19 protein-coding genes are annotated in these 22,658 nt (G+C 37.9%); 9 read left to right on the forward strand and 10 right to left on the reverse strand.

The window, feature by feature from the left end; all coding sequences use genetic code 11:
• Positions 1–93: 93 nt before the first annotated feature.
• A complete protein-coding gene (locus IQ264_RS17480) occupies positions 94–1,203 on the reverse strand; it encodes an acyltransferase family protein (RefSeq protein WP_193982080.1) in 1,110 nt (369 codons plus the stop codon).
• A gap of 100 nt (positions 1,204–1,303) precedes the next feature.
• On the opposite strand from IQ264_RS17480, the gene IQ264_RS17485 reads away from it, so the two are divergent.
• On the forward strand, positions 1,304–2,620 hold the full coding sequence (locus IQ264_RS17485; protein WP_322744732.1) for a sorbosone dehydrogenase family protein: 1,317 nt from the start codon (positions 1,304–1,306) through the stop codon (positions 2,618–2,620).
• Between the two features lie 21 nt (positions 2,621–2,641).
• On the opposite strand, the gene IQ264_RS17490 is transcribed toward IQ264_RS17485, so the two are convergent.
• Positions 2,642–3,319: a lecithin retinol acyltransferase family protein gene (locus tag IQ264_RS17490; RefSeq protein WP_193982081.1), complete on the reverse strand. Its 678-nt coding sequence runs from the start codon at positions 3,317–3,319 to the stop codon at positions 2,642–2,644.
• Between the two features lie 248 nt (positions 3,320–3,567).
• Between IQ264_RS17490 and IQ264_RS17495 the strand changes: the two genes are divergently transcribed.
• The 4 genes from IQ264_RS17495 (at position 3,568) to IQ264_RS17510 (ending at position 9,741) form a co-directional block, all read left to right on the forward strand.
• Positions 3,568–4,308 (forward strand): glutathione peroxidase, encoded by a 741-nt coding sequence (locus IQ264_RS17495; protein ID WP_193982082.1) that lies wholly within the window; start codon positions 3,568–3,570, stop codon positions 4,306–4,308.
• 209 nt (positions 4,309–4,517) lie between these two features.
• A complete protein-coding gene (locus IQ264_RS17500) occupies positions 4,518–4,967 on the forward strand; it encodes a hypothetical protein (RefSeq protein ID WP_193982083.1) in 450 nt (149 codons plus the stop codon).
• Between the two features lie 110 nt (positions 4,968–5,077).
• Positions 5,078–8,707 (forward strand): CHAT domain-containing protein, encoded by a 3,630-nt coding sequence (locus tag IQ264_RS17505; protein WP_413470357.1) that lies wholly within the window; start codon positions 5,078–5,080, stop codon positions 8,705–8,707.
• Positions 8,708–8,910: 203 nt separating this feature from the next.
• The gene (locus IQ264_RS17510) at positions 8,911–9,741 is read left to right on the forward strand and encodes a universal stress protein (protein ID WP_193982085.1); all 831 of its coding nucleotides are present in this window, start codon (positions 8,911–8,913) and stop codon (positions 9,739–9,741) included.
• A gap of 119 nt (positions 9,742–9,860) precedes the next feature.
• Here IQ264_RS17510 and psbM read toward each other — a convergent pair whose 3' ends face one another.
• The 3 genes from psbM to IQ264_RS17525 form a co-directional block, all read right to left on the reverse strand.
• Entirely contained in the window at positions 9,861–9,977 is a 117-nt protein-coding gene (gene psbM / locus IQ264_RS17515; RefSeq protein WP_193982086.1) for a photosystem II reaction center protein PsbM, read from the reverse strand.
• A gap of 57 nt (positions 9,978–10,034) precedes the next feature.
• Entirely contained in the window at positions 10,035–10,331 is a 297-nt protein-coding gene (locus IQ264_RS17520; RefSeq protein ID WP_193982087.1) for a 2Fe-2S iron-sulfur cluster-binding protein, read from the reverse strand.
• Positions 10,332–10,589: 258 nt separating this feature from the next.
• Positions 10,590–12,311, reverse strand: coding sequence for a TolC family protein (locus tag IQ264_RS17525; protein ID WP_228061624.1), 1,722 nt, complete (start codon positions 12,309–12,311; stop codon positions 10,590–10,592).
• A 582-nt stretch (positions 12,312–12,893) separates the two neighbouring features.
• On the opposite strand from IQ264_RS17525, the gene IQ264_RS17530 reads away from it, so the two are divergent.
• On the forward strand, positions 12,894–15,308 hold the full coding sequence (locus tag IQ264_RS17530) for a PAS domain-containing protein (RefSeq protein WP_193982088.1): 2,415 nt from the start codon (positions 12,894–12,896) through the stop codon (positions 15,306–15,308).
• Positions 15,309–15,333: 25 nt separating this feature from the next.
• Here the strand turns inward: IQ264_RS17530 and IQ264_RS17535 are convergent, their stop codons facing one another.
• Entirely contained in the window at positions 15,334–16,974 is a 1,641-nt protein-coding gene (locus tag IQ264_RS17535; RefSeq protein WP_193982089.1) for an adenylate/guanylate cyclase domain-containing protein, read from the reverse strand.
• Positions 16,975–17,192: 218 nt separating this feature from the next.
• On the opposite strand from IQ264_RS17535, the gene IQ264_RS17540 reads away from it, so the two are divergent.
• Positions 17,193–17,972 carry an MOSC domain-containing protein gene (locus tag IQ264_RS17540; protein WP_193982090.1) on the forward strand — a complete coding sequence of 260 codons (780 nt, stop codon included), beginning with the start codon at positions 17,193–17,195 and terminating at the stop codon, positions 17,970–17,972.
• A 10-nt stretch (positions 17,973–17,982) separates the two neighbouring features.
• On the opposite strand, the gene IQ264_RS17545 is transcribed toward IQ264_RS17540, so the two are convergent.
• Complete coding sequence (locus tag IQ264_RS17545; RefSeq protein ID WP_193982091.1) at positions 17,983–18,714, reverse strand: carbonic anhydrase; 732 nt, start codon at positions 18,712–18,714, stop codon at positions 17,983–17,985.
• Between the two features lie 288 nt (positions 18,715–19,002).
• On the opposite strand from IQ264_RS17545, the gene IQ264_RS17550 reads away from it, so the two are divergent.
• Both IQ264_RS17550 and IQ264_RS17555 read left to right on the forward strand, forming a co-directional pair.
• The gene (locus tag IQ264_RS17550; RefSeq protein ID WP_193982092.1) at positions 19,003–19,677 is read left to right on the forward strand and encodes a response regulator transcription factor; all 675 of its coding nucleotides are present in this window, start codon (positions 19,003–19,005) and stop codon (positions 19,675–19,677) included.
• Between the two features lie 40 nt (positions 19,678–19,717).
• A complete protein-coding gene (locus tag IQ264_RS17555; protein ID WP_193982093.1) occupies positions 19,718–20,962 on the forward strand; it encodes a sensor histidine kinase in 1,245 nt (414 codons plus the stop codon).
• Positions 20,963–20,969: 7 nt separating this feature from the next.
• Here the strand turns inward: IQ264_RS17555 and IQ264_RS33890 are convergent, their stop codons facing one another.
• The 3 genes from IQ264_RS33890 to IQ264_RS17570 form a co-directional block, all read right to left on the reverse strand.
• Positions 20,970–21,035 carry a hypothetical protein gene (locus tag IQ264_RS33890; protein ID WP_413470358.1) on the reverse strand — a complete coding sequence of 22 codons (66 nt, stop codon included), beginning with the start codon at positions 21,033–21,035 and terminating at the stop codon, positions 20,970–20,972.
• A 187-nt stretch (positions 21,036–21,222) separates the two neighbouring features.
• Positions 21,223–21,516 carry a P-II family nitrogen regulator gene (locus tag IQ264_RS17565; protein ID WP_193982094.1) on the reverse strand — a complete coding sequence of 98 codons (294 nt, stop codon included), beginning with the start codon at positions 21,514–21,516 and terminating at the stop codon, positions 21,223–21,225.
• A 4-nt stretch (positions 21,517–21,520) separates the two neighbouring features.
• Positions 21,521–22,492 carry a sodium-dependent bicarbonate transport family permease gene (locus IQ264_RS17570; protein ID WP_193982095.1) on the reverse strand — a complete coding sequence of 324 codons (972 nt, stop codon included), beginning with the start codon at positions 22,490–22,492 and terminating at the stop codon, positions 21,521–21,523.
• Between the last annotated feature and the right edge of the window lie 166 nt (positions 22,493–22,658).

Genomic DNA, 22,658 nt, shown 5'->3' on the forward strand with positions numbered 1-22,658 from the left:
GGGAGAAAATATAACCTTTACCCTTTCTTCCCTTGGAGTCCTCTGCCCTCTGCCTTTGTGACCTTCTGCCTTCTGCCTTTCTTGTTCCTTTTGTTAAACTTTGAAAAACCAATTTTTAGAGTACATGAAATAGGCAACTGCCCACCAAAATAATAAAGTTATTAAGGCGAACAATAGAGAACCGTTCATTTCACCTGCCCAAGATGTAAATAAATTTTGGTAAATCAAATCGTAGAGACTTACGGATGTTTCACCTGTATTCATTTGAATTTTTGCCATTAATTTTAAGCCTAAAACAGAAGCTACAAAAATGAAAATGGCGTTTAGTCCTAGAATTTCAAAAGGTTTTCCCCAACGACGTAATTCACGGACTTCAATTAATTCATAACACCCAGCTAATAATACTATTGCCCATCCAGATGTAAACAGAACATAAGAACTTGTCCATAGCTTTTTATTGATGGGGAATAATAATCCCCAATTCCAACCAATGAGCAGACAAATAATGCCAAACAATGCTAAATTTATGCTGGTGCGTGTGTTGGGAATTTGTTTGCGTAGCCATTTTCCTGTCATGTAACCTAAAAGTGTTGTTGCTACGGCTGGTAAAGTACTAAATAATCCTTCTGGATCTCCCATTGAGTTGTAACCATCACCTTTATAAAGATGAGATGTAGTGATGATTAGGCGATCGATCCATGCGCCAAAATTTCCCTCTCTAGTTAACACACCTGCACCATAATTAGGAACAGGAACTAAAGTCATTGTTGCCCAATAACCAAAAAGTAAAATTCCTATTAGCACCCACAAACCTCTTTTGGGCAATTTAAGAATTGCTAAAGCTGCTAATAAATAAGCAAGGGAAATTCGCTGTAACACTCCCATAATTCTGATTGTACTAAAGTCATAATTCCAAAACCCATTAAGTAACAAACCCAAAGCAAAAAGGATGATGCTACGGCGAAAAATCCGCCCGTAGACTGATGCGGTAGGGTGTTTTCCATTGGCGTATTTAGAAAGGGAAAAGTACATCGCTACACCAACGATAAATAGGAAAAAAGGAAACACTAAATCTGCCAAAGTACAGCCATTCCAGTCAGCATGACTTAAGAAAGGATATACTTTTCCTAGACTCGCAGTATTGACTAGAATCATACCTGCGATCGCAATACCGCGAAATACATCGAGAGAAATTAAACGCATCTGTGACTATTTGTTTTCTTGAGTTAATCTTTTTTAGATTCTCATACTTTAAGAGATTTCCGGGAAAAACTAAAGATAAAATTTTTAATTAAGGCTTGACATGATGAAATTCAGTAAACTCTTATTATTCACATCTTTAATCACCACTACAACTGCTTGCAGCTTTACTGCCAATTCTGGTGAAAGTAACTTGTCAAAACAAACCCAACCAGTAACTAAAAAATCATTACAAACGCAAAACTTTTCCCCTCAACCTATTCGCATTAACATTAACTCTTTACCCAAACCTTTCGCCACCCAAAGCGCCTCTAAATCACCCCAATTAGTCTCCATTCCCGCCAACCCAACTTTACGAGTTCCTAGTGGTTTTGTCGTCAATGTTTTTGCCGAAAATCTCAACGCACCTCGTTGGTTAGCATTAACTCCTAATGGCGAAGTGTTAGTAACAGAAACTCCTGAAAATCGTATCCTGCTATTACGAGATACCAACGGCGACGGTGTAGCAGATGTGCGAAAAAGTTTTGCCACTGCACAAAATGGGTTAAATATACCCTTTGGAATGGCTTTTGCTGGAAACAACTTTTTTCTGGGCAATACTGGCGAAGTTCTCCGCTTTCCTTATCAAAAAGGACAGCAAGAAATTCAAGGGAAAGGACAAAAAATTACTGACCTAACGCCCGGAGGTTATCGTCAACATTGGACTCGCAATGTCGTTGCTTCTCCTGATGGTAAAAAGTTATATGTTTCCATTGGTTCCCGTTCTAATGTAGATGTGGAAGAATTACCAAGGGCATCAGTTCAAGTGATGAATTTGGATGGTTCAAATCGCCAAACTTTTGCTTTTGGTTTGCGAAATCCAGTGGGTTTAGATTTTCATCCCCAAACCAAAGAACTTTATACAACTGTTAATGAAAGAGATGGAATTGGTGATGATTTAGTTCCTGATTTTTTGACTCGCATTCGACAAGGAGAATTTTATGGTTGGCCTTTTGCTTATTTGGCACCCAACAAACTCGACCCTCGGAGAACTACAAATGGAAAAAGCGATCGCCCCGACTTAGCTGCTAAAACTCAAACTCCCGATGTACTTTTCCAAGCTCATTCTGCCGCCTTGGGGCTAAAATTTTATGATGGAAAAACCTTTCCTCAAAAGTATCGCAACGGTGCATTTGTAGCTTTTCGTGGTTCTTGGAATCGCGGTCAAGGAACAGGTTATAAAATAGTATTTGTTCCTTTTAATAATGGTCGTCCAGTCGGTTATTATGAAGATTTTGTCACTGGATTTTTGTTAAATCCAAATGTACCAACAGTTTGGGGTCGTCCTGTGGGAGTGTTAGTACTTCCTGATGGCAGTTTACTCTTTACAGAAGAGGCAAATAACCGCATTTACCGAGTGCAGTATCGAGGGGGTCAATAGTAATTTGTCATTTGTCATTAGTTATTGGTTCTCCCGTTGCTTTTCGATGAGATTTTGAGTCATTTTAGCTAACTTTTGCAGCATTTCTTCCTGTTGTATAGCTTGTTGTTTATACTGTTGTTTTCTTTGTAAAGCTGCTCTAGCTAAATCTTCTCGATTTCGCCTTAAAGCTTCCTTGGCTACATTTTCCCAATCATTCATTTCTTTGAGCGTTTGGGTATACTGAGGTTGGATGTTATTCCAAGTTGTTCGGATTTGGGAAAGAGCTTCATTAACTAACCGAGTAGTTTCATCTTGATTAATATCTTTGAAAGAACGATTTATAGGTTCAGATAAAGTATCCACATCGATGTAACGTAACATGGGAATAAAATCTACTACCTGTTGACTGAAGTTAATTCCAGTTTTACACCAAGTAGCAAAATGTTCACAGTTATTAAAAAGTAAGTTATATTTTCTCTCTCCTAAACGACTTTCGGCGCGATGCACAACCACATCAGGAATGAAAGAAACCTGGTATTTCTTGACATAAATTATACCACCTTGAGAGAGCGTTTCTAAAGAGGTACGTTCAATTGTTTCGCTAGGTTTACGATAATGAATAGCGGTACCATCGCCGCAGTCAATTCCGTGATGTTCATAAACGCCTTTAATGTTGATAAAGTGTCTCATGGCATAGATTTGATCGCCTCGCGCCATTTGTTTTTGCCTTTATTTTTTACATATTGCAGCTAAGGATAACTCACTTATTATACAAAAAAGCTTTTCCTCTCTTTATTGATCGAGGAAACATTTTGGCAGTTTTTGAACTAAACTGATTAGCAACAACTATTTTGTTTTACAGTTGTGCTAATTTTGCGCGATCGCAGTGATGTATTAGTAAAAAATAATGCTTCACAAATCGTGTTACTATCAGCAAAACCTAACCAAATCAGGAGATAGGAATAATGTTGAAAAGCCGTGAAGGGGAAAGAGTTCCCAATGTAACTTTTAGAACTCGTAAAGATGGTCAATGGTTGGATATCACCACTGATGAATTGTTTGCAGGGAAAACTGTGGTAGTTTTTGCTCTTCCCGGTGCTTTCACTCCCACTTGTTCTTCCACTCACGTTCCTGGTTACAATGAACTGTACACAACTTTCAAAAAGAATGGGGTCGATGATATTATTTGTATCTCGGTAAACGATCCTTTTGTGATGGAAGAATGGCAAAAAGATCAACACGCAGAAAATATTAAATTCATTCCCGATGGCAATGGAGAATTTAGTGAAGGAATGGGACTGTTAGTAGATAAAAGTGATTTAGGTTTTGGTAAAAGGTCTTGGCGTTACTCTATGTTAGTCAAAGATGGAGTAATCGAAAAGATGTTTATTGAACCAGAAGTAGAAGGCGATCCTTTTGAAGTTTCTGATGCAGAAACAATGTTGAAATACATCAACCCTGAAGCGGCGAAACCTCAGTTAGTTTCCCTGTTTACCAAAGTCGGTTGTCCTTATTGTGCCCGTGCTAAAGCAGCTTTGAAAGACAGGGGAATTGCTTTTGAAGAAATTGTGTTAGGTAAAGATATCACTACTCGTTCTTTGCAAGCTGTTAGTGGTGCAAAAACTGTGCCACAAGTATTTATTGACGGTAAGTTGATTGGTGGATCGGAAGCTTTAGCTGAGTATTTAACCGCTAACAATCTGTAATTTGGAAAATCTTAGACCAGACAGGAAATAAATTGAATTAAAATTTGTTTTTCGTTTTCAGTTTCAAGTTGAAAACGATTTTTATTTTTTAACAATAAGTGATATTATTATTGATAGTATAACTATTTCCGGTATATTCAACATCTTTATGAGCTAAACTTGAATTAGCAGAAAGAGTAATTGTTCTATAGTATGTTATGGTAATGGGTATGAATAAACTTTTAAATGCTACTCTCTCAATCGAAGTTGGTCAATCTCTGAAAAAGTTGGCTAAGAATGCTTTTGAGAATGCTTACAAAGCGGCGCTACTGCATCCTAAATCCACTTATATCCAAGGTTTTTTAGTTGTGGCGGGAGAATCTTTGCCACCGATCGAGCATAGCTGGATTGAGATAGATAATAATGTTGTCGATCCATCTTTTAGCCTTTTAGATAAAACAGCCGAAGAACTATATTATTTTCCGGCACATTGTTTGAGTGTGAAGCAACTAATAGCTGTGGTTGAAGAAGCAAAGGAAGATTATCCTGAAGATAATCCACTTCCAGTTTATGGTGGAATGCCTTATGAGTATTACGGTGAAGTAATGTTAGGTGGGAAGGATTACCAAGTTGCTTATGAAGCAGCATTGGCTTTTTCTCAAGAAATTAATGTGAATTAAAGACATTAGATTGTCTAAATGTAGTCACTCAAAGTTTAGCAATTTTATCTAATTTTATCTGTTCGATAGCGTAATTTATTTGTACCCGAAAGTTTTGGAAGTACTTTAATATTTTAGCCCAAACCGCAACAAATAACCGCAAAAATGAAGCAGAAACTCTTTTACAAACAGGACTGAAACAGCTAGAAAACAATCAAGCACAAGCAGCTATTAAAAGTTTCCAACAAGCTTTGACCATATATCAAGAAATTAAAGACCGTCAAGGGGAAGGGGAAACCCTGAAAAACTTGGGTAATGCTTACGCTGCTGCGGGAGATAACACCAAAGCAATGGAAATTTATCAGCAAACATTGACCATTTCTAAGGAAATTAAAAACCGAGATTTGGAAGCGAGGGCGTTACAAAACATCGGCACTATATATCGACTTCAAGAAAATTATACCAAAGCTGTGGAATATTTGGAACCAGCTTTATTAGCAGCCAAAGAAATCAAAAGCCAAGAGTTAGAATTAAAGGCTTTAGTCAGTTTGGGTATTGTTTATGATTTCTTGGGTAACTCGCAGAAAGTAGCCGAATATTACGAACAGCTTTTACCCCTAGCTAGACAAATCAAAAATCCGCAATTGGAAGCTTTAGCTTTGGTGACTCTCGGTTATGCTTATACTTCTTTGGAAAACCAAGAAAAGGCGATTGAATTTGGCGAACCAGGTTTAAAGTTAGCTAGACAAATTAAACAACCAGAGTTAGAAGCAATGGCTTTAGTGACTCTAGGTTATGCTTATCTAGGCTTAGAAAACTATCAAAAATCAGTGGAATTTGCTGAACCTGGTTTAGCCATGATTAAGCAAATAAACAATCCGCAATTGGAAGCTTTGGCTTTGTTTACTCTGGGCTTTGCCTATACTAACTTAGGAGATTATCAAAAAGCAACTCAGTTTGGTGAATCAGCTTTAACTATAGCAAAACAACTTAAAAATCGCAATTTTGAAGGTCGGGCTTTAGTAGTTTTGGCACTTGCTTACGATTCACTGGAAGAACATCAAAAAGCGGTTGAATTTGCTCAACAAGGTTTAGTAATTGCGCGAGAATTACAAAATCCGCAAATGGAACTGTTTGCTTCTTTTAGTCTAGCAAGAAGTTCTTATTTATTGGCAAATACTCCTGAAGCTTATCAGAAATCATTGGCGTTGACTCAGGAGAGTTTAGCAGTAATTCAAAAATATAAAAATCCCTCTTTGGAATCATATCTAAATTCGCAAATTGGGGATAATTATAATAATTTGGGAGAGTTTGAAAAAGCGATCGCATTCGCCCAAAAAGGTTTAGCCATTGCTAAAGAAATTAAAGACTTATCACGAGAAAATTATGCTTTATTAGTCATCGGTCAAGCTTATTATCAAATAGCAAACACACCGCAAGAATATCAAAAATCCCTGGACTTTATGCAGCAAGCTTTAAAGTTATCTAGGGAAACAAAAGAGAAACCTTTTGAAGCATTAGCCTTAATTTATTTAGCTAATATATACAGCCAACTCGAAGATTATCAAAAAACTTTGGAGTTTGGGGAACAAAGTTTAAAACTTAGCCAAGAAATCAAAAATCCTCAAGTGCAACTTTTTCCCTTGTTTAGCTTATTGAGTGTTTATGCGGAATTAGGTGAATATAAAAAAGTTATAGAATTGGGTGAAAAAGGTTTAGCAATTGCCAAAGGAACTGACAACCCTGTTGTAGAATCTGCTTTATTAGTTATGCTAAGTGTCGGATATTTTGGCGAAGGGAACTTCCAAAAAACAGTTGATTTATCGCAGCAAGCTTTAACAATTTCTCGTAACTTAAAAAATCCCCAACTAGAAGCTTATTCTCTGCTAGTTTCAGGTCTTGGTTATGCCAATTTAGGCAATAATGAAAAAGCTATTCAAGTATTTCAAGAGAGTTTAGCTAAAGGAAAAGAACAAAAAGATAATACTCTTGCATCTTTGGCTTTAAATTTGTTAGGAGGAGTGAATAGTAAATTAGGGAAAAAAACTGAAGCGATCGCACTTTATCAAGAAGCCATAGCTATTGATAGCGATTATAGCATTCTCGCCGGAATTGCCCGGGTTTATCGAGACTTAAACTCACCAATTACTGCCATTACTTATTATAAACAAGCTATCAATGAAATTGAACAAGTAAGAGGGAAAATTAGTGGTTTACCTATAGCATTACAAAAGTCATTTTTACAAGCAATCCAAAGTATCGATCGCATTAAAACCGCCGACATCTATCGCGAATTAGCAGATTTGTTGCTTTCCCAAGGGCGAATCTTAGAAGCACAACAGGTATTAGAACTATTAAAAACCGAAGAATTACGCGAATATACGCGATCGGGAGGTAGCAATCCAGAACTAGTTTTTAACCAAACAGAAGCCAAAATCCGCCAAGAAAATGGCAGCTTAATTCAATTCGGACAAAAGCTATATCAATGTCAGCTAACTCAATGCAATCAATTAAGTCAATTACTCGATCAAAGAGATGTCTTAATTGGGCAGTTTAATCAAAAAGTCCAAACAATAGAAAAAGAAATTCGGGAAAGACGATCGCAAGATGACGCATTTTTTGATCCAAGTAAAATTAGTAAAACCAAAGAAATCGTTGAAGCGCAACCCGCAACGGTGCTAATTTACCCCTTAGTTTTAGAAGATAAAGTTTGGCTATTATTAGCATCTCCCGGAGGCGTAGTTAAAACAGTAGAAGTACCAGTAAATCGTCGGGAATTAGGCGAAACAGTAGTTAAATTTCGGCTATTATTACAACAGCCTAATTCTTCAATTAACGAAGTGCAAGCTACAGGAAAAAAACTTTATGACTGGTTAATTAAACCCCTAGAAACTGAATTAAAAACTAGTAATGTCCAAAACTTAATTTTCTCACTCGATCGCGTCACTCGCTACATACCCATGAGTGCATTGTATGACGGACAAAAATATTTAATTGAAAACTACAACGTCTCCACAGTATTATCAGCTGAGTTGACAGATATGCGCGATCGCTTACCCCCCGGTACCCAAAAAGCCTCAATCTTAGCATTAGGATTATCCAATGCAGTTGCAGACTTTAATGCTTTACCTTTCGTACCAGCTGAATTAGATGCCATAGTTCGCCAAAAACCAGAAGATCCCAAAGGAATTTATCCGGGATTAGAATTACTCAATCAAAGTTTTGACTTTAAAGCATTAAGAGATAACTTACCCGGACGCAATATTTTGCACATCGCCACACATGGAAAATTTGTCCCCGGAAGTCCAGATGCTTCCTATCTCCTATTAGGAAATGGTGCTAAATTAACCATTTCCGACATTCAAAAATTACCAGATTTAAGCTATATTCACTTAGTAGTACTCTCCGCCTGTGAAACTGCCCTTGGCGGGCCAAACGCAGAAGGAATAGAAATTTCTGGACTAAGTTATTATTTTCTTAATGGTGGTGCAAAAGCAGTTATTGCTTCATTATGGCAAGTGAATGATGGCAGTACTAGTCAACTAATGCAAAACTTTTACAGTAACCTAGCAAATAACTCCAAAGATACGCAAATAACCAAAGCCGCTGCCCTACGTCAAGCCCAACTGAAATTTTTACAAACCAATGAATCAGCAACTAATTTAGCCCAAAGAGGCATCACCGCCGCCCAACCAGTAAAATCAAACTTATCTCACCCTTTCTACTGGGCACCTTTCGTTTTAATTGGCAATAGTTTGTAATAAAGAAGAGAGGGGAAGAAAGTTTAACCAGGATTTACAAGATTTATGGACTAACCAGATTTTGTTCATCATGTAAATCCATAAATCCCGATCGCGTTTTGTAACAGCTTGTAAAAGACTTGCGAGATAAGTCACTAATCGTTCTATCGTGAATGATTGAAACGACATTACCCTTCAGTTTAATTACTATCAAAGACAAAAAGATGATAGAAAAAATATTGCTGGCTAATTCTGGAACAGGTCACACTGAAGAAATGCTGAAAGCTTTAATGGAAATTTCCTCCATTAAACGTGCTTCAGTAAACGTCTTGCACGTTGTACCTCCGCAAGTCAACGCTGATGAGATGACAGTTAAGTGGGAAGAAGGAGGTAAGTTTCTTGCCACTGCGATTAACAACTTACAATTAGACCCAAATCACGTCAACGGAATGCTGCGACAAGGCGATCCCAAAACCATAGTTTGCCAAGTCGCTGACGAAATCCAAGCAGATTTAATTATTATGGGTTCTCGTGGCTTAAAGCGTCTAGAGTCAATTTTGGAGAATTCTGTCAGTCAATACGTTTTCCAATTGTCCAACCGTCCCATGTTATTGGTTAAGGACGATATTTACGTCAAGAAACTTAACAAAGTTATGGTCGCTTTGGATGCTTCGGAAGCAGCAAAACAATGCTTAAAGCTGGCTTTGTTCCTCCTGCGCGACATCAAAGGTGGTCAATTGATTTTGGCTCACGTTAATGCCAAGGGTCAAGAGACTCCCGCCGCTGTTGAGTCTGTGTTAAAGGCTGCAACTGATGAAGCTAAGAAATTGGGTATTAACACCAAGTCTGTGGCTGCTGTTGGTAAAGCTGGAGAACAAATCTGTAATCTGGCGGAAGAGAATAATGTAGACTTACTAATGCTGGGTTCTCCCGATCGCCGTCCTTCGATCGCTAAAGCACTCCCAGACTTAGATCGCTTGCTGGGTACTTCCCTATCTGACTATGTACGAGTTTATGCCCCTTGTCCAGTTCTGTTAGCCCGTACTGTTGGTTAATTACCTAATACTGTTTGCTGAAAGGAAAAATCACAAGGGAAAGGGGAAAAGAAAAATCCTTCCTTTCCCCTTTCCCTCAACAATTACAGTTACTAATCACCAATCACCAGTTTCTATTTTTAAATATTTTTATTAGTGCCACGGGTGTTGGTTTGAATGTACAGAATTAAGAGAAAAACGGTAGGAACCAACACAAATAGAATACTGGCGACAAATCCTAAATCGTTAACTTCCATAAAATCCCAACCTCTGTTCACAGCATTTTGACAAAACTAGGATATCACGCCTAGCACTTATGGTTTGCTAACCACGCTGATTGGCCCATTGACCAATGTTTGACAAGCCAGCCGATAATTTTCCGGTTTTTTCCTCAACTTCCGTTTCTCTACTTCCGTGCGCGGAGACAAATTTTCCATTCCAGAGGCAATTTCGACAATGCAGGTGCCACATTGACCGTAACCACCGCAATTCATTAATTTACCCGTGAATTTATACAAATCTATGCCATTTTGCAGCATTTTCTCTCTTAAATTCGCCCCATCTGCTGCAACCACTTCGGTATTTTCTTTAACAAATTTAATGTTAGCCATTACTTACCCCTTATGGACGGGATATTTGCCTTGAGCAAACCCGTTAGATTAGCGTTGACTGTCTTATTTTACTTTTTCTTAAGAAGTATTACAAACTCTAAATATTGAAGAAAGGCAGAAGGCAGAAGGCAGAAGGTAAGAAAGGCAGAAGGCAGAAGGCAGAAGGTAAGAAAGGCAGAAGGCAGAAGCAAAAATATCTCCTTGTCCCCTTGTCCCCTTGTCTCCTTGTCCCCTTGTCCCCCCTGCCCCTCTGCCTGCTTATTGTAATAACGGAGTTGTAGGCAAAGGAATGTTACTGACAGATCTGGTTAGGGTGGCTAGCGATCGATTGTAGTCAATCACTGCTCTGACTAAGCTTCCTTGCGATTCTACCAAGCTGTTTTCTGCGTCAATGACTTCCGTTTGGGTACCGACTCCAGCTTGGAAGCGCAAGCGAGCTAAACGTAGAGCTTCTGCGGCTTGAGTTACAGCAAGTCTAGCAGTTTGAATATTCTGGAAGTTACCTCTTAGGTTGTAAAAGGCTTGTTCAACTTGGAAACGAATTTGGTTACGCTGATCGGCAAATCGAGTTTCTGCAATATCAATATCAGACTGTCGCTGCGCCGCCCTTGCACTAGCTGCACCCCCATCAAATAAATTCCACCGTAGTCTTGCCCCTACTGCATAGCCATCTGCCAAACCTAAACCATCATTAAATACCTCTAGCAGACTGTAGTTGGCAAATAAATCTACTTGTGGTCTGCGATCGGCTAAAGCAATACGCCGTTGCTGTTCGGCAATATTCCGTTGAGCTAACTGCTGTTGCAGTTCAGCACGGTTTTGAAATGCTCTGACAATACTCTCTTCTAAAGTTAAATTCCACAGCCCAGCAATTTCTACAGGGTCAGCAGCCACAATATTAGTTGATTGAGGTAAACTCAAAATTTGCGCTAACTGACGACGGTTAATTTGCTGTCGAGCGCGGTTGGTAACTAAAAGTTGGTTTTGGTTCGCTAGCTGTACCTGCGCCCGCAAGGTATCGAATCTGGTGCCTAATCCGGCTTGTTCCAAAGCTATGGCATCGCGTAAACTTTGTTGAGCATTGCGGACAGCAGATTCGGCAATTCTGACCTCTTCATCTGCTTGTTGCAAGTCGAAGTAAGCATTAGCCACATCCAGGCGTGTTTGTTCACTTAAGGCTTCAACTTGTAACTGGGCAGCGCGAAGTGCTTCTTGGGCTGCCCGAATTTGGGCGTTCCGCCGTCCTCCATTTATCAGGCTGTAGTTAGCTTCAATTGTCCCGCTTAAACTGAGTGAGCGATTGTCTATGCCGTCTGTGGGTAAGCCTAGCTGTCTTCTCTGTTCTGCCTGTAACTCACCTTGAGTACCTTGTCCTCCTTGGGCAGCTGCTTGTAAATCTACTGTCGGATATAAAGCTGCTCGGGCTTCTCTTAGTTGGGCTTCTGCCTGTTGATATTGTTCTCTAGCTACTTGCAGGGGGCGGTTGTTCCGTTCTGCTAGTTCCACTGCCTGTCGCAAGGTCAGAGGTTGAGTTACTTCTATGTTTACCTCTTCCGGTCTAGTGGGAAACTGTAATGGGTTAGGATTCGGGATTAGAGTCCTGGGAATGGCATCAGGATTTGTACCAGGACGAGGAACAACGTCAGGTGGAGGAATAACTCGGATCTTTTGTGCCATCCAATTATGGGTTGGATCTAGTAATCTCCCGTTCCCTGTCATCTGATGCGTGCCGTATAGCCCGATCGGGCGCTCAAGAAAAAGCGTTTCGCTCTCAACTTGATTTTGTTTCTCTTTGTACCTTTGATTATCGAGTAAGTAATCACTCTGATGAACCACAGCAGGTAAAGTTTGGTTAGTTTTCATTGCTTCACTGCTGGACTCAACACTGGCTGTACCGCTTTCAGCGTTAGCTATGCGGGGCATCCCAGCACTGATAATGGCACTCACACTCACAACCACGAAATAACGAAGCTTTGACATACGCTTTTGAAGAGTCTGCTGCTTTGTGCAAACAACTACAGCAGCATACTAGTTGATAATTGGACTTGGCAAACACTCGCTTAGTCAGCAACAGGTAGTGTCATCGTGATTTTAAGTACCCCGATGGACTGCTAACTGTTTCCTGATCAAATATAAAAGCCTTTCTGCTTTAGGGCAATGGTATTTATCTATTTTGCTACAAGGGGCATCTCAACTATACGCAATATTTAAGTTTATATTCAGAGTTATGATGTTTTTGTTACCAGCATCACATAGAATTTACACTTATTTAATGCTAAGTACAATAGGCTGTTAATAGGTTTTTTCTGCCATAGTATCAATCAGGGGAAATCTAAAAATAACCTGATTAGGAAAATAACTTTTCACATAATCAGTTATAAATAGTTCAATTAGCGTATTAATATATGGGTATTTACTTAATACTGCTCTGTTAAGTTTTAATTCTTCCTTGTAGTTTGGGGAATGGGAAAAGGGTAAAGGTTATAAGAATCATCTCGTCCTTTCCTCTTTCACCAAGGCGTAGTAGATATTTACTAGCAAATAATTGCTTGGTCTGTGGTTATGGATGTATTAATGTTAGAATTGCAAAATAATGGCAATTTTGGGTATTTATTTCATTATTGTTATACAATAACACTGGCTGTAGTTACTGGTTTTGTATTGATTTTTTGTCGCCACAATCGGTTAATGAATAAACTAAAAGAAAAGCTTCGTGAGCAAATAGTACTAAAAAAATCTCAGTCACCAGAAACAGATTTTTATCAAAATTATGAACGATTACAACTATTGATGGATGCTACTAATGATGGAATGTGGGATTGGGATATCAAAAACAACACTTTGTTTTGGTCAGATAAATTGTTTACTTTACTTGGTTTATCGCCGGGAAGTTGTCATCCGAATTTAGAGTTGTTTTATCAATTACTTCATGAAGAAGATCGGGTAAAAGTAACTCAAGCAATTCAACAACATTTGCTATTTAATCAGCCATATAAGTGTGAAATGCAATTAAAAAAGGCAGATGGTAGTTATGGTTGGTTTCTGGGTCAAGGTAAAGCAGTGAAAGATGTTAATGGTCACGCTATTCGTATGGTAGGATCGATGGTTGATATTAGCGATCGCAAACAAATAGAAGAAAAATTGCAGCAGAGTGAACAAAAGTTTCGCTCTATTTTTGACAATGTTTCAGTAGGCATGGCATTAGTTAATGCTGAGGGATATATCATATTAGCTAACGAAGCAGATTGTCACTTTCTTGGCTATACCCAAGAAGAACTACTTGGAATGCACTTTACAGAATTCACCCATCCTGAAGATTTAGCAATAGATGTAGAATTGTATAAGTCTTTATTAGCAGGAGAAAGAAGTAGCTATGTGATTGATAAACGTTATATCCGTAAGGATCAAGCTGTTGTTTGGGGACGCTTGACGGTATCTTTAATTAGAGATCAAGATGGTTCTCTTTTATATACAGTAATTGTCTGTGAAGATATCACTGTTCGCAAACAAGCAGAAGAAGCTCTCCGACAAAGTGAAGCTAGACTTGCGGCGGCTCAAAGAGTGGCTCGCATCGGCAATTGGGAATTGGATGTAGTGACTAAAAAAATTGTTGGTTCGGAAGAATTATTCCGCATTTTTGGATTTTCGGACGATCGCAAAGAATATGATTATCAAGAATTTTTCCAAATTAGCTTTCCTGACGATCGAGAAAGATTAATTCAAGCAATAAGTAAAGGAATTAATCAGGGAAAATCTTTTAAAATTGATTTCAAAGCAGTTCGTAAAGATAATGTAATTATATACAATCAAGCTAAAGGAGAAGCAGTTTTTAATAGTCAAGGACGAATAGTTAAACTATTTGGCACAGTCCAAGATATTACAGAACGGAAGCAGCTAGAAGAGTTATTACAATCGCAATTACAAAAAGAAGAAGCTCTCAATCGAGTCATTCAAATAATTCGCAACTCTTTAGATTTATCAACTATTTTTTCTTCAGCTGTTATAGATATTGGGGAACTTTTAGAAGTTGAACAAGTGGCTATTTTTCAGTATTTGCCAGAAAACGAAGTTTGGTTAGCAGTAGCAGAATATCGCCAAAACTCTAACATAAATAGCTTGATGAAACAGAAAATTCCCGATCGAGAAAATCCGATTGCTTCGCAACTCAAAAAATTAAAAATTGTCCAGTTAAATGATGCTAGTCTTTCTCAAGATGAGATTAATCATAGTTTAGCTCAGACTTTTCCTGGCGCTTGGTTACTTATTCCATTACACTTTAATTCTGCGACTTGGGGTTGCTTAAGTCTTTTAAAACCTCAACAATATTCTTGGCAAGAATCAGAGATAGAAATAGCCAGAGAAATAGCAGAGCAATTGGCGATGGCTATTTATCAATCAGAACTTTATCATCAAGTACAAGTAGCAAATGAGGAATTAAAAAGATTAGCAACTATTGATGGTTTAACTCAAATAGCTAATCGCCGTCGATTTGATGAATATCTTAATTTAGAATGGCTCCGACTTCGCAGAGAAAAAGCACCATTATGTTTAATTTTGTTTGATATTGATTATTTTAAGCTTTATAACGATACTTACGGTCATTTAGCAGGAGATGATTGTTTACGCCAAGTAGCAATAGCTATTAGTGAAATTTTTCGTCGCCCAGGTGATTTATTTTGTCGCTACGGTGGTGAAGAATTTGCGGTGGTGCTTCCCTACACTCATTTGTCAGGTGCAACTTATTTAGCGGAACTTATTCGCCAAGCAATTCATAATTTGCAAATTCCCCATAGTCAATCTTTAGTAAGTAATCATTTGACAATTAGCTTGGGAGTTGCTTGTATAATCCCAAATGCTCAATTTTCGCCGCAAAACTTAATTAATGTTGCGGATCAAGCACTTTATACTGCTAAACAACAAGGGCGCGATCGCGTAGTTTTTAGCGAAATTAATTATGCTAGTTTCTGCGCTCCATAAGTTCAGTTATCAACTTTTATAATTTTTATTTGTGTTTGTTAACCATTAAATCTTTGGTAATCACATAAATTGGGATAGGTTGATCGATACCCTTAAAGCGATATTCGCCCATTTCTTCTAACTCTAGACGTTGCGAAGGTTGCAACATTTTATATGTTGTTTCACTGACTATTAATTTACCGGGAGGACAGATTGATTCCATTCGCGAAGCTAAATTGATTGTTGGGCCTAAAACCGTATAATCTACCCGCAATGTGCTTCCTACATCTCCGACAACAGCTTTCCCACTGTTAATAGCAATTCGTAATTCTAAAGGATGAGATAACACTTTATTTATATTCATTTTTGCTAAACGATTTAACATTCCCTTCGCTGCTCTAAAAGCTCTTTCAGCATGATCGTGTTGCGGTTCTGGTGCGCCAAAAAATGCCATAATACAATCGCCAATAAATTTATCTAAAGTTCCGCATTCTGCAAACACTTCTTGCAGCATTTCTTCAAAAAAAGCATTGAGTAATTCCGCAATTTTTGCCGGAGTTAACTTTTCTGAAAGTGCGGTAAAACCGACGATATCAGCAAACATAATACTAATTTCGCTTTCTCTGGGAATTAAACCAGTGTCTGATAGGTTTCCCGTTTGCATCATCTGTTGTACTACTGCTGGAGAATGGTATCGTTCTAAACGATGACGGATTTTTTCTTCATTCCTTAATTGCAGGGTTAGTAACCATCTTTGTACACTAGAAGCTACTAAGTTAGCCAAGGTGGAAAAAAAGCTCAAATCTTCATCTTTTTGTTGAATTGATTCGCTAATGGGAATATGTCCATCAGCATATAAAACACCGACAACTTTAGTTTCATCCCATAGCGGAACAGCCATGACACTGTGAATGTCTTTAGTGATAATACTGATTTCATTACCGAACCTTTCGTCGAGTTGGGCATTAGCGCTTTGAATTGCTATTTTTTCGGAAAATACTGTTTGACATATACTGCGACTAATCCAACTTCCATCATTGGGTAAGGGTTGAGAATAGTAAACTTCTTTAACTGCTCCATTAAATACTTTTAGGTTTCCTGTGTCGCAATCAACAATTAATAAAGCTAAACGCTCTATACTTTCAATGTAACGGAAAACTACTTTTTTAACAGCCAAAAATATTTGTTCGATCGATTCAGCAGAATTTAGATTTTGCGCGATATCAACTAAGTCTCTTAGACGTTCGATCGAAGTTTCCTGTCGTTTAACTTTATCGGCTAAGTTATCCGCTTGTATCCATTGTTCTTTCAAATCATTCACATTGCGAACAATGGTCATTCCATCATCCAATTCAGGTTGATCGAATTTTCGCACTCGTGGTAAAGTAGAATCATTCAAAATCACTTTAGCATCAATATTTCCGATTTTAATACAATCATTATGTGCCAAAATTTCAGCAGCAGTCAAAATTTTTTCATTTAAGAAAGTACCATTTTTACTTCCCATATCTTCAATAAACCATTTACCTCTCCCTTGCTTAAAAATTCGAGCATGATACCGAGAAATCCCAAAATATGGCAGATGTAAATTGTTGTCTGGTAAACGCCCTATAGTAAATTCATCTTCATTTACTGGTACTATTATTTCTTGATTGTCCTGGTATACACACAGCTTAAGCTCTGCCATTTTTTTACCCTTTATAATTATTTATTTTTGCTAATAGCGCCCCTGATATAAAACGACACATCTAAGGATGAAGTATCTTTTTCTTGTTCTTATGATGCCCCTAGTCTAACCTAATACTTAGTTTGAATAACTGAATTTGTAACGAAAAGGCGTAACAGTTGTAACATTAATATTATTAATGTCAAGCAATTGTTAACCAAGGTTAAAGAATTAATTAGATGCCATATCTTGCAGGTATTTCTCTTTATCCAATAAAATCCTTAGATGGCATAGCTGTTAACCAAGCAAAGGTTTTACCCAGCGGTGCTTTGTGCAACGATCGAGAGTTCGCCATTTTAGATACACAAGGTCGATTTGTCAATGGCAAACGCAATGATAAAGTGCATTTATTGCGATCGACTTGGGATGTAAGCACACAGACTATCTGTTTACAAATTCAGGGAACATTAGAAAAACGTGAATTTGAGATTGAGAGCGATCGCATTCAGCTAGAAACCTGGTTAAGTGAATATTTTGGTTTTGCTGTCACATTAGTGAAAAACTCTACTACTGGTTTTCCAGATGATAACATTGCCTCTGGCCCAACTGTAATTAGTACCGCTACTTTAGAAACAGTTGCCTCTTGGTTTCCGGGAATTTCTGTACCCGAAATGCGCCAACGTCTCCGTACTAACCTGGAGATAAATGGCGTTCCTCCCTTTTGGGAAGATCGACTTTTTGCTAATGAAGGAGAAGTAGTCAAATTTCAAATAGGGGAAGTGATATTTGAGGGAATTAACCCTTGTCAACGCTGTATAGTTCCCACTCGCAACTCGTTAACTGGCGAAAGTTATGCTAATTTCCAAAAAGTTTTCACCGAAAAACGCCGAGAAACTTTACCAAATTGGGTCAATTCATCTCGATTTAATCACTTTTATCGCTTGAGTATTAATACAAAAATTCCTGCTATAGAAGCAGGAAAAGTTTTACAAATGGGAGATGAAATTAAACTGTTGTAACTAACTATAATTAGGCAACAACTGTTAATTCCCCTGTATCTAAATCATAACGAGCACCGACAATATTTAACTTGCCTTCCGCGAGCAAACTAGACAAAATTGATGAACCTTCCTTTAATGTGTTGACTTGATATTTCACGTTCGCCACAACTGCATTTTCTACAGGATCGCCTGGTTTTCCCTGTACCGATCGCACAGCTGGTTTAATTTCTTCAACAAAAATCCCAATTCTTCCCGGAAGAGGATCGCCTTTTACTGCTGCTGCTACTGCACCACATCTTTCATGCCCCACAACCATTAATAGTTGAGTTCCTAACACGGCAGTAGCAAATTCTAAGCTGCCAATACAACTTTCACTGGCAACATTTCCCGCAAGACGAACTACAAATAAATCCCCAAGTCCCTGATCCATGATGATTTCTGAGGGAACTCGTGAATCAGCACAGCTGAGAATAGAAGCAAAAGGAAACTGTGCCACAGCAGTTTCTAGTAAACGCGATCGAGTTGACAAATTTTGTCGCTTTTCCGCAACAAATCTTTTGTTTCCTTCTAAGATTCTTTGCAACGCTGCGTCAGGAGAAACTGGTTGGGGTTTAGTTTGCGCTTCTGCTAACTGCGGAGTTACCGCTTCCTGTGCGCCCCAAAGAAATCCGCCAGCAGCACTAACAGCTAAACCAGCACTTCCGATTCCTGCCAATTTTAAGACATTACGACGACCAACAAAACCATTCATGCGACCCATTATTTTGCTCCCGTACACTTTACTATTTCAGACCACACACTGAATTGATACGTATTCCATTAAACTATGAGAAGGAAATTAAAAAATATTTTTTCTATTTAAAAAACATTAACTTATGTAGATTAACGTTAAGTTTTTTTTATTGTATGCTAGAAAAATCATAATAAACAGCTTTTTATTACAATTGGCTTCCAACAAGCAAATTGAACGGAAATATCAGGCAGAATGCAGAACTTATTTTCGTAGTAAATTTAGCTTTATTGATTAATAATTTAACCAAATGACAATATGAGAATCTTAATCGTTGAAGATGATGAACGAATTGCTAAACCATTAGCTGAAGATTTAAGACATCAACATTATGTTGTGGATTTAGCTGCTGATGGTTTACAAGGTTGGGAGTACGCAATTTCAGCAGAATACGACGTAATTTTATTAGATTTGATGTTACCAAAAATTCATGGTATCACTTTATGTAAGCAGTTACGAGAAACACAATTAAATGCTTTCATTTTGATGCTTACTGCGCGAGATACGACGCAAGATAAAGTAGCAGGACTTGATGCGGGTGCTGATGATTATTTAGTTAAACCTTTTGATTTAGAGGAAGTATCAGCGAGAATTAGAGCTTTATCACGGAGAAGTCGGCAAACTCAACAACCTATTTTAATTTATGGCAATTTGCAACTTGATCCTACTACTTATAAAGTAACTTATGCTGGTCAAGTTTTATCGTTAACACCTAAAGAATATATGATTATTAAATGCTTTTTAAAAGACCCGGAGCAAGTTTTTAGTCGTTCAGCATTACTAGATAAACTATGGGATTTTGATAAATTATCGCAATCAGAAACTATTAAAACTCACATTACTAATTTACGCCGTAAACTCAAAGAAGCAGGAAGTAAAGAAGATTTAATTACTACTGTGTACGGTGTTGGCTACCGCCTTTCTAATAAATAAAAACTTAATAATTTTGTTTAATTAAAAGAGTCATTTGAAAATGTTTAATAAAATTCGCGATCGTTTGTTGTGGTCTTATCTGTTGGTCTTGGCATCAATACTAATAATATTCGCTATAGCTATACGGGTGGTTTTTGTTCGCACTTTAGCTAAACAGCAGACAGAAAAACTAGTTGCTTTAGCTGAAGGAGTAGCAGCTAACGGACAATTTCAAAAGAGCAATAAAAAGTTTGAAAATGAATTTTTCCTTAGAGATTTAGCTGTTCATAATCAAGCCTTACAATGGTTTGATACCCAAGGAGAATTGATTGCTCAACAGGGAAATGTAGTGTTGAAATTACCAATTCTTGTTGATCCAAACCAAAAAATACAATTTCAAACTGATAAAATTGCCATCGAAGGAGTAACTTTACGGATTATTAGTACTAATAACGGTCAGCTAATAGGATATATTAGAGCGAGTCAAAGCCTAAAAGAATTAAATGAAACTATTCAGAAATTAGATTTTTGTTTAGGTGGCGGAATTGTGATGGCTTTGGTTTTAAGTGCTGTTGGGGGAGTGTTTTTAACTAATCAAGCAATGCAGCCAATTGAACACAGCTTTCAACGCCTACAACAGTTTACTGCTGATGCGTCTCACGAATTGCGGAGCCCATTAATGGCAATTAAAAGTAATGCAGCAGTGGCGTTAAAATACCCGAAAGGAATGCGATCGACAGATGGAGAAAAGTTTCAAGCGATCGCAAATGCTACTAACCAAATGTCTCGCTTAACAGAAGACTTACTGTTTTTAGCCCGGACTGATAATATTCGCAGTCATGATTGGGAACGTCTTGATTTAACAGCAGTTTTGCAGAATTTAATCGAACTTTATCAATCACAAGCCGCAGCTAAGCAAATTAATTTGTTAGGACAACTAACTGATGATTTATACGTTTTAGGTGATGCAGTTCAGCTGATTCGCTTGTTTATTAATTTAGTACAAAATGCCATACATTACACTCCCGAAGGAGGTAAAATTACCATCAAAACCAATCATTTTGGTACTTATATAGAAGTCAAAGTTCGAGATACAGGTATAGGAATTGCACCGGAACATTTAGAACAGGTGTTTGAAAGATTTTGGCGGGCGGATCAATCTCGTTCCTATTGGGAAGGTGGTTGTGGTTTAGGATTACCAATAGCCAAAGCGATCGCCAAAAAGCACGGCGGTGAAATTACTGTCACCAGTCAAGTAGGAATTGGTAGTTGTTTCATTGTTTGTCTACCTGCTAAGAATTCTTAGTAAAAGATTACTCATTCATTTTTCTCAGAGTAGCAACTGCGGAAGGAGATATCCGACTGAGATAACGGAATATTCAATACTTTTTTCAACCGGATAAATTCACCTTGACTAGCGTTGTCAGCAATAATTTATCCGGTTTTGACTCATAAAACAAATCATCAAGATTTAATTGACCACCGTAGGTCTATTTCCCTCAATAAATTGATGATTAAGCTTGAAAACTGGCAATGCTAAAGTAAATTTCCTCTAAGCAAAATTGTCTAATGTATGATCCAGCTGGCATCAGAAACTATACAGACCCCGCCGAACTTTTTCAGGATAGGTCTGATCGCTTCAACTAATATATGCTGCTGTTCTTCAGTGCAAATAGACATGACGTATTTATTACTAAGAATGTCACCTTCTAAATCATCACTGGCAATTCCTCTGTCACCTTTGCCAGTAACTTCTCGGATTACAGTATAGCCAGAAATGCCGATTTCATCCAAAACTTCCAAAACTTTGTGCATCTCCAACGAAGTAGTAACAATTTCGATCTTTTTGACTCGTTCCATTACATTACACCCACAGTCTCTTGATCATTTCCATATACAAAGGAATTCCCACAATGATGTTAAATGGAAAAGTAATTGCTAAAGCCATTGACACATACAAACTAGGATTTGCTTGGGGAACTGTCATTCTCATGGCAGCGGGAACTGCAATGTAAGAAGCACTAGCACACAACACAGCAAATAACAAGGCATTTCCTTGCGAAATACCAATCATTTTACCAATTAAAATTCCTAAAATTGCGTTTAATACAGGAAGAATTAAGCTAAAAGCAATTAAGAAAGAACCAGTTTTACTTAGGTCTTTAATTCTTTTGGCTGCAACCAATCCCATATCTAGCAAGAAAAAAGAAAGTACCCCATAGAAGATATTTTGGGTAAAAGGTTCTAATTTTTCCCATCCTTTTTGGCCTGTTAAAATGCCGATAATCAGGCTACCAACTAAGAGAAAAACTGAACTATTTAAAAAAGCTTCTCGCAGAATTTCACCCCAGTCAAATTTTCCGTCTGTATCTTTTTTGCTGAACATTCTGACAAGAATTAATCCCACAATAATGGCGGGAGATTCCATTAATGCTAAGGCTGCAACCATGTGTCCGCCAAAGGTAATCCCAAGTTGTGTTAAAAAAGAACTGGCGGTAATAAAAGTGACGGCACTAATCGAACCATAAGTGGCTGCAATAGCGGCTGCATTGTATGTATCAAGCTTAGTTCTTAGGATAAAGAATGAGTAAATGGGAACCCCACAAGCCATCACTATAGATGCTATCAGTGTGAGTGCAATTTCAGAATTAATCCCACTTTGATTAATTTCATATCCGCCCTTAAACCCGATCGCTAATAACAAATAAAGAGAGAAGAGTTTTGGCAGAGGTTGGGGAATCTCTAAATCAGATTTTAAGAAAACAGCCAACATACCCAAAAAGAAAAACAAAACAGGCGGATTTAGTATGTTGGATAAGATTAAGCTCGAATCCATCTCAGAGTTTTCCTTATATCGATAGAATTACAACCCGAAGAAATTCTCGATCGCCTAAAAAATTACGAAGCTATCCCATATTCAGCACGATCGAGACGCAAGACACCTCCGAAACCGCCTGTTAAAGGGAGTTCCGTTCCTATTTCCCTAACGGTATAACCTGAGT

Origin of the sequence: [Phormidium] sp. LEGE 05292 (genome assembly GCF_015207735.1) — a bacterium.
GTDB lineage: Bacteria > Cyanobacteriota > Cyanobacteriia > Cyanobacteriales > Aerosakkonemataceae > Floridanema.

Bases quoted from the DNA above. Each gene is read 5' to 3' on its own strand.
- IQ264_RS17480 (WP_193982080.1), bottom strand. From the start codon at position 1,203: ATGCGTTTAATTTCTCTCGATGTATTTCGCGGTATTGCGATCGCAGGT.
- IQ264_RS17485 (WP_322744732.1), top strand. From the start codon at position 1,304: ATGATGAAATTCAGTAAACTCTTATTATTCACATCTTTAATCACCACT.
- IQ264_RS17490 (WP_193982081.1), bottom strand. From the start codon at position 3,319: ATGGCGCGAGGCGATCAAATCTATGCCATGAGACACTTTATCAACATT.
- IQ264_RS17495 (WP_193982082.1), top strand. From the start codon at position 3,568: ATGTTGAAAAGCCGTGAAGGGGAAAGAGTTCCCAATGTAACTTTTAGA.
- IQ264_RS17500 (WP_193982083.1), top strand. From the start codon at position 4,518: ATGAATAAACTTTTAAATGCTACTCTCTCAATCGAAGTTGGTCAATCT.
- IQ264_RS17510 (WP_193982085.1), top strand. From the start codon at position 8,911: ATGATAGAAAAAATATTGCTGGCTAATTCTGGAACAGGTCACACTGAA.
- psbM (WP_193982086.1), bottom strand. From the start codon at position 9,977: ATGGAAGTTAACGATTTAGGATTTGTCGCCAGTATTCTATTTGTGTTG.
- IQ264_RS17520 (WP_193982087.1), bottom strand. From the start codon at position 10,331: ATGGCTAACATTAAATTTGTTAAAGAAAATACCGAAGTGGTTGCAGCA.
- IQ264_RS17525 (WP_228061624.1), bottom strand. From the start codon at position 12,311: ATGTCAAAGCTTCGTTATTTCGTGGTTGTGAGTGTGAGTGCCATTATC.
- IQ264_RS17530 (WP_193982088.1), top strand. From the start codon at position 12,894: ATGGATGTATTAATGTTAGAATTGCAAAATAATGGCAATTTTGGGTAT.
- IQ264_RS17535 (WP_193982089.1), bottom strand. From the start codon at position 16,974: ATGGCAGAGCTTAAGCTGTGTGTATACCAGGACAATCAAGAAATAATA.
- IQ264_RS17540 (WP_193982090.1), top strand. From the start codon at position 17,193: ATGCCATATCTTGCAGGTATTTCTCTTTATCCAATAAAATCCTTAGAT.
- IQ264_RS17545 (WP_193982091.1), bottom strand. From the start codon at position 18,714: ATGGGTCGCATGAATGGTTTTGTTGGTCGTCGTAATGTCTTAAAATTG.
- IQ264_RS17550 (WP_193982092.1), top strand. From the start codon at position 19,003: ATGAGAATCTTAATCGTTGAAGATGATGAACGAATTGCTAAACCATTA.
- IQ264_RS17555 (WP_193982093.1), top strand. From the start codon at position 19,718: ATGTTTAATAAAATTCGCGATCGTTTGTTGTGGTCTTATCTGTTGGTC.
- IQ264_RS17565 (WP_193982094.1), bottom strand. From the start codon at position 21,516: ATGGAACGAGTCAAAAAGATCGAAATTGTTACTACTTCGTTGGAGATG.
- IQ264_RS17570 (WP_193982095.1), bottom strand. From the start codon at position 22,492: ATGGATTCGAGCTTAATCTTATCCAACATACTAAATCCGCCTGTTTTG.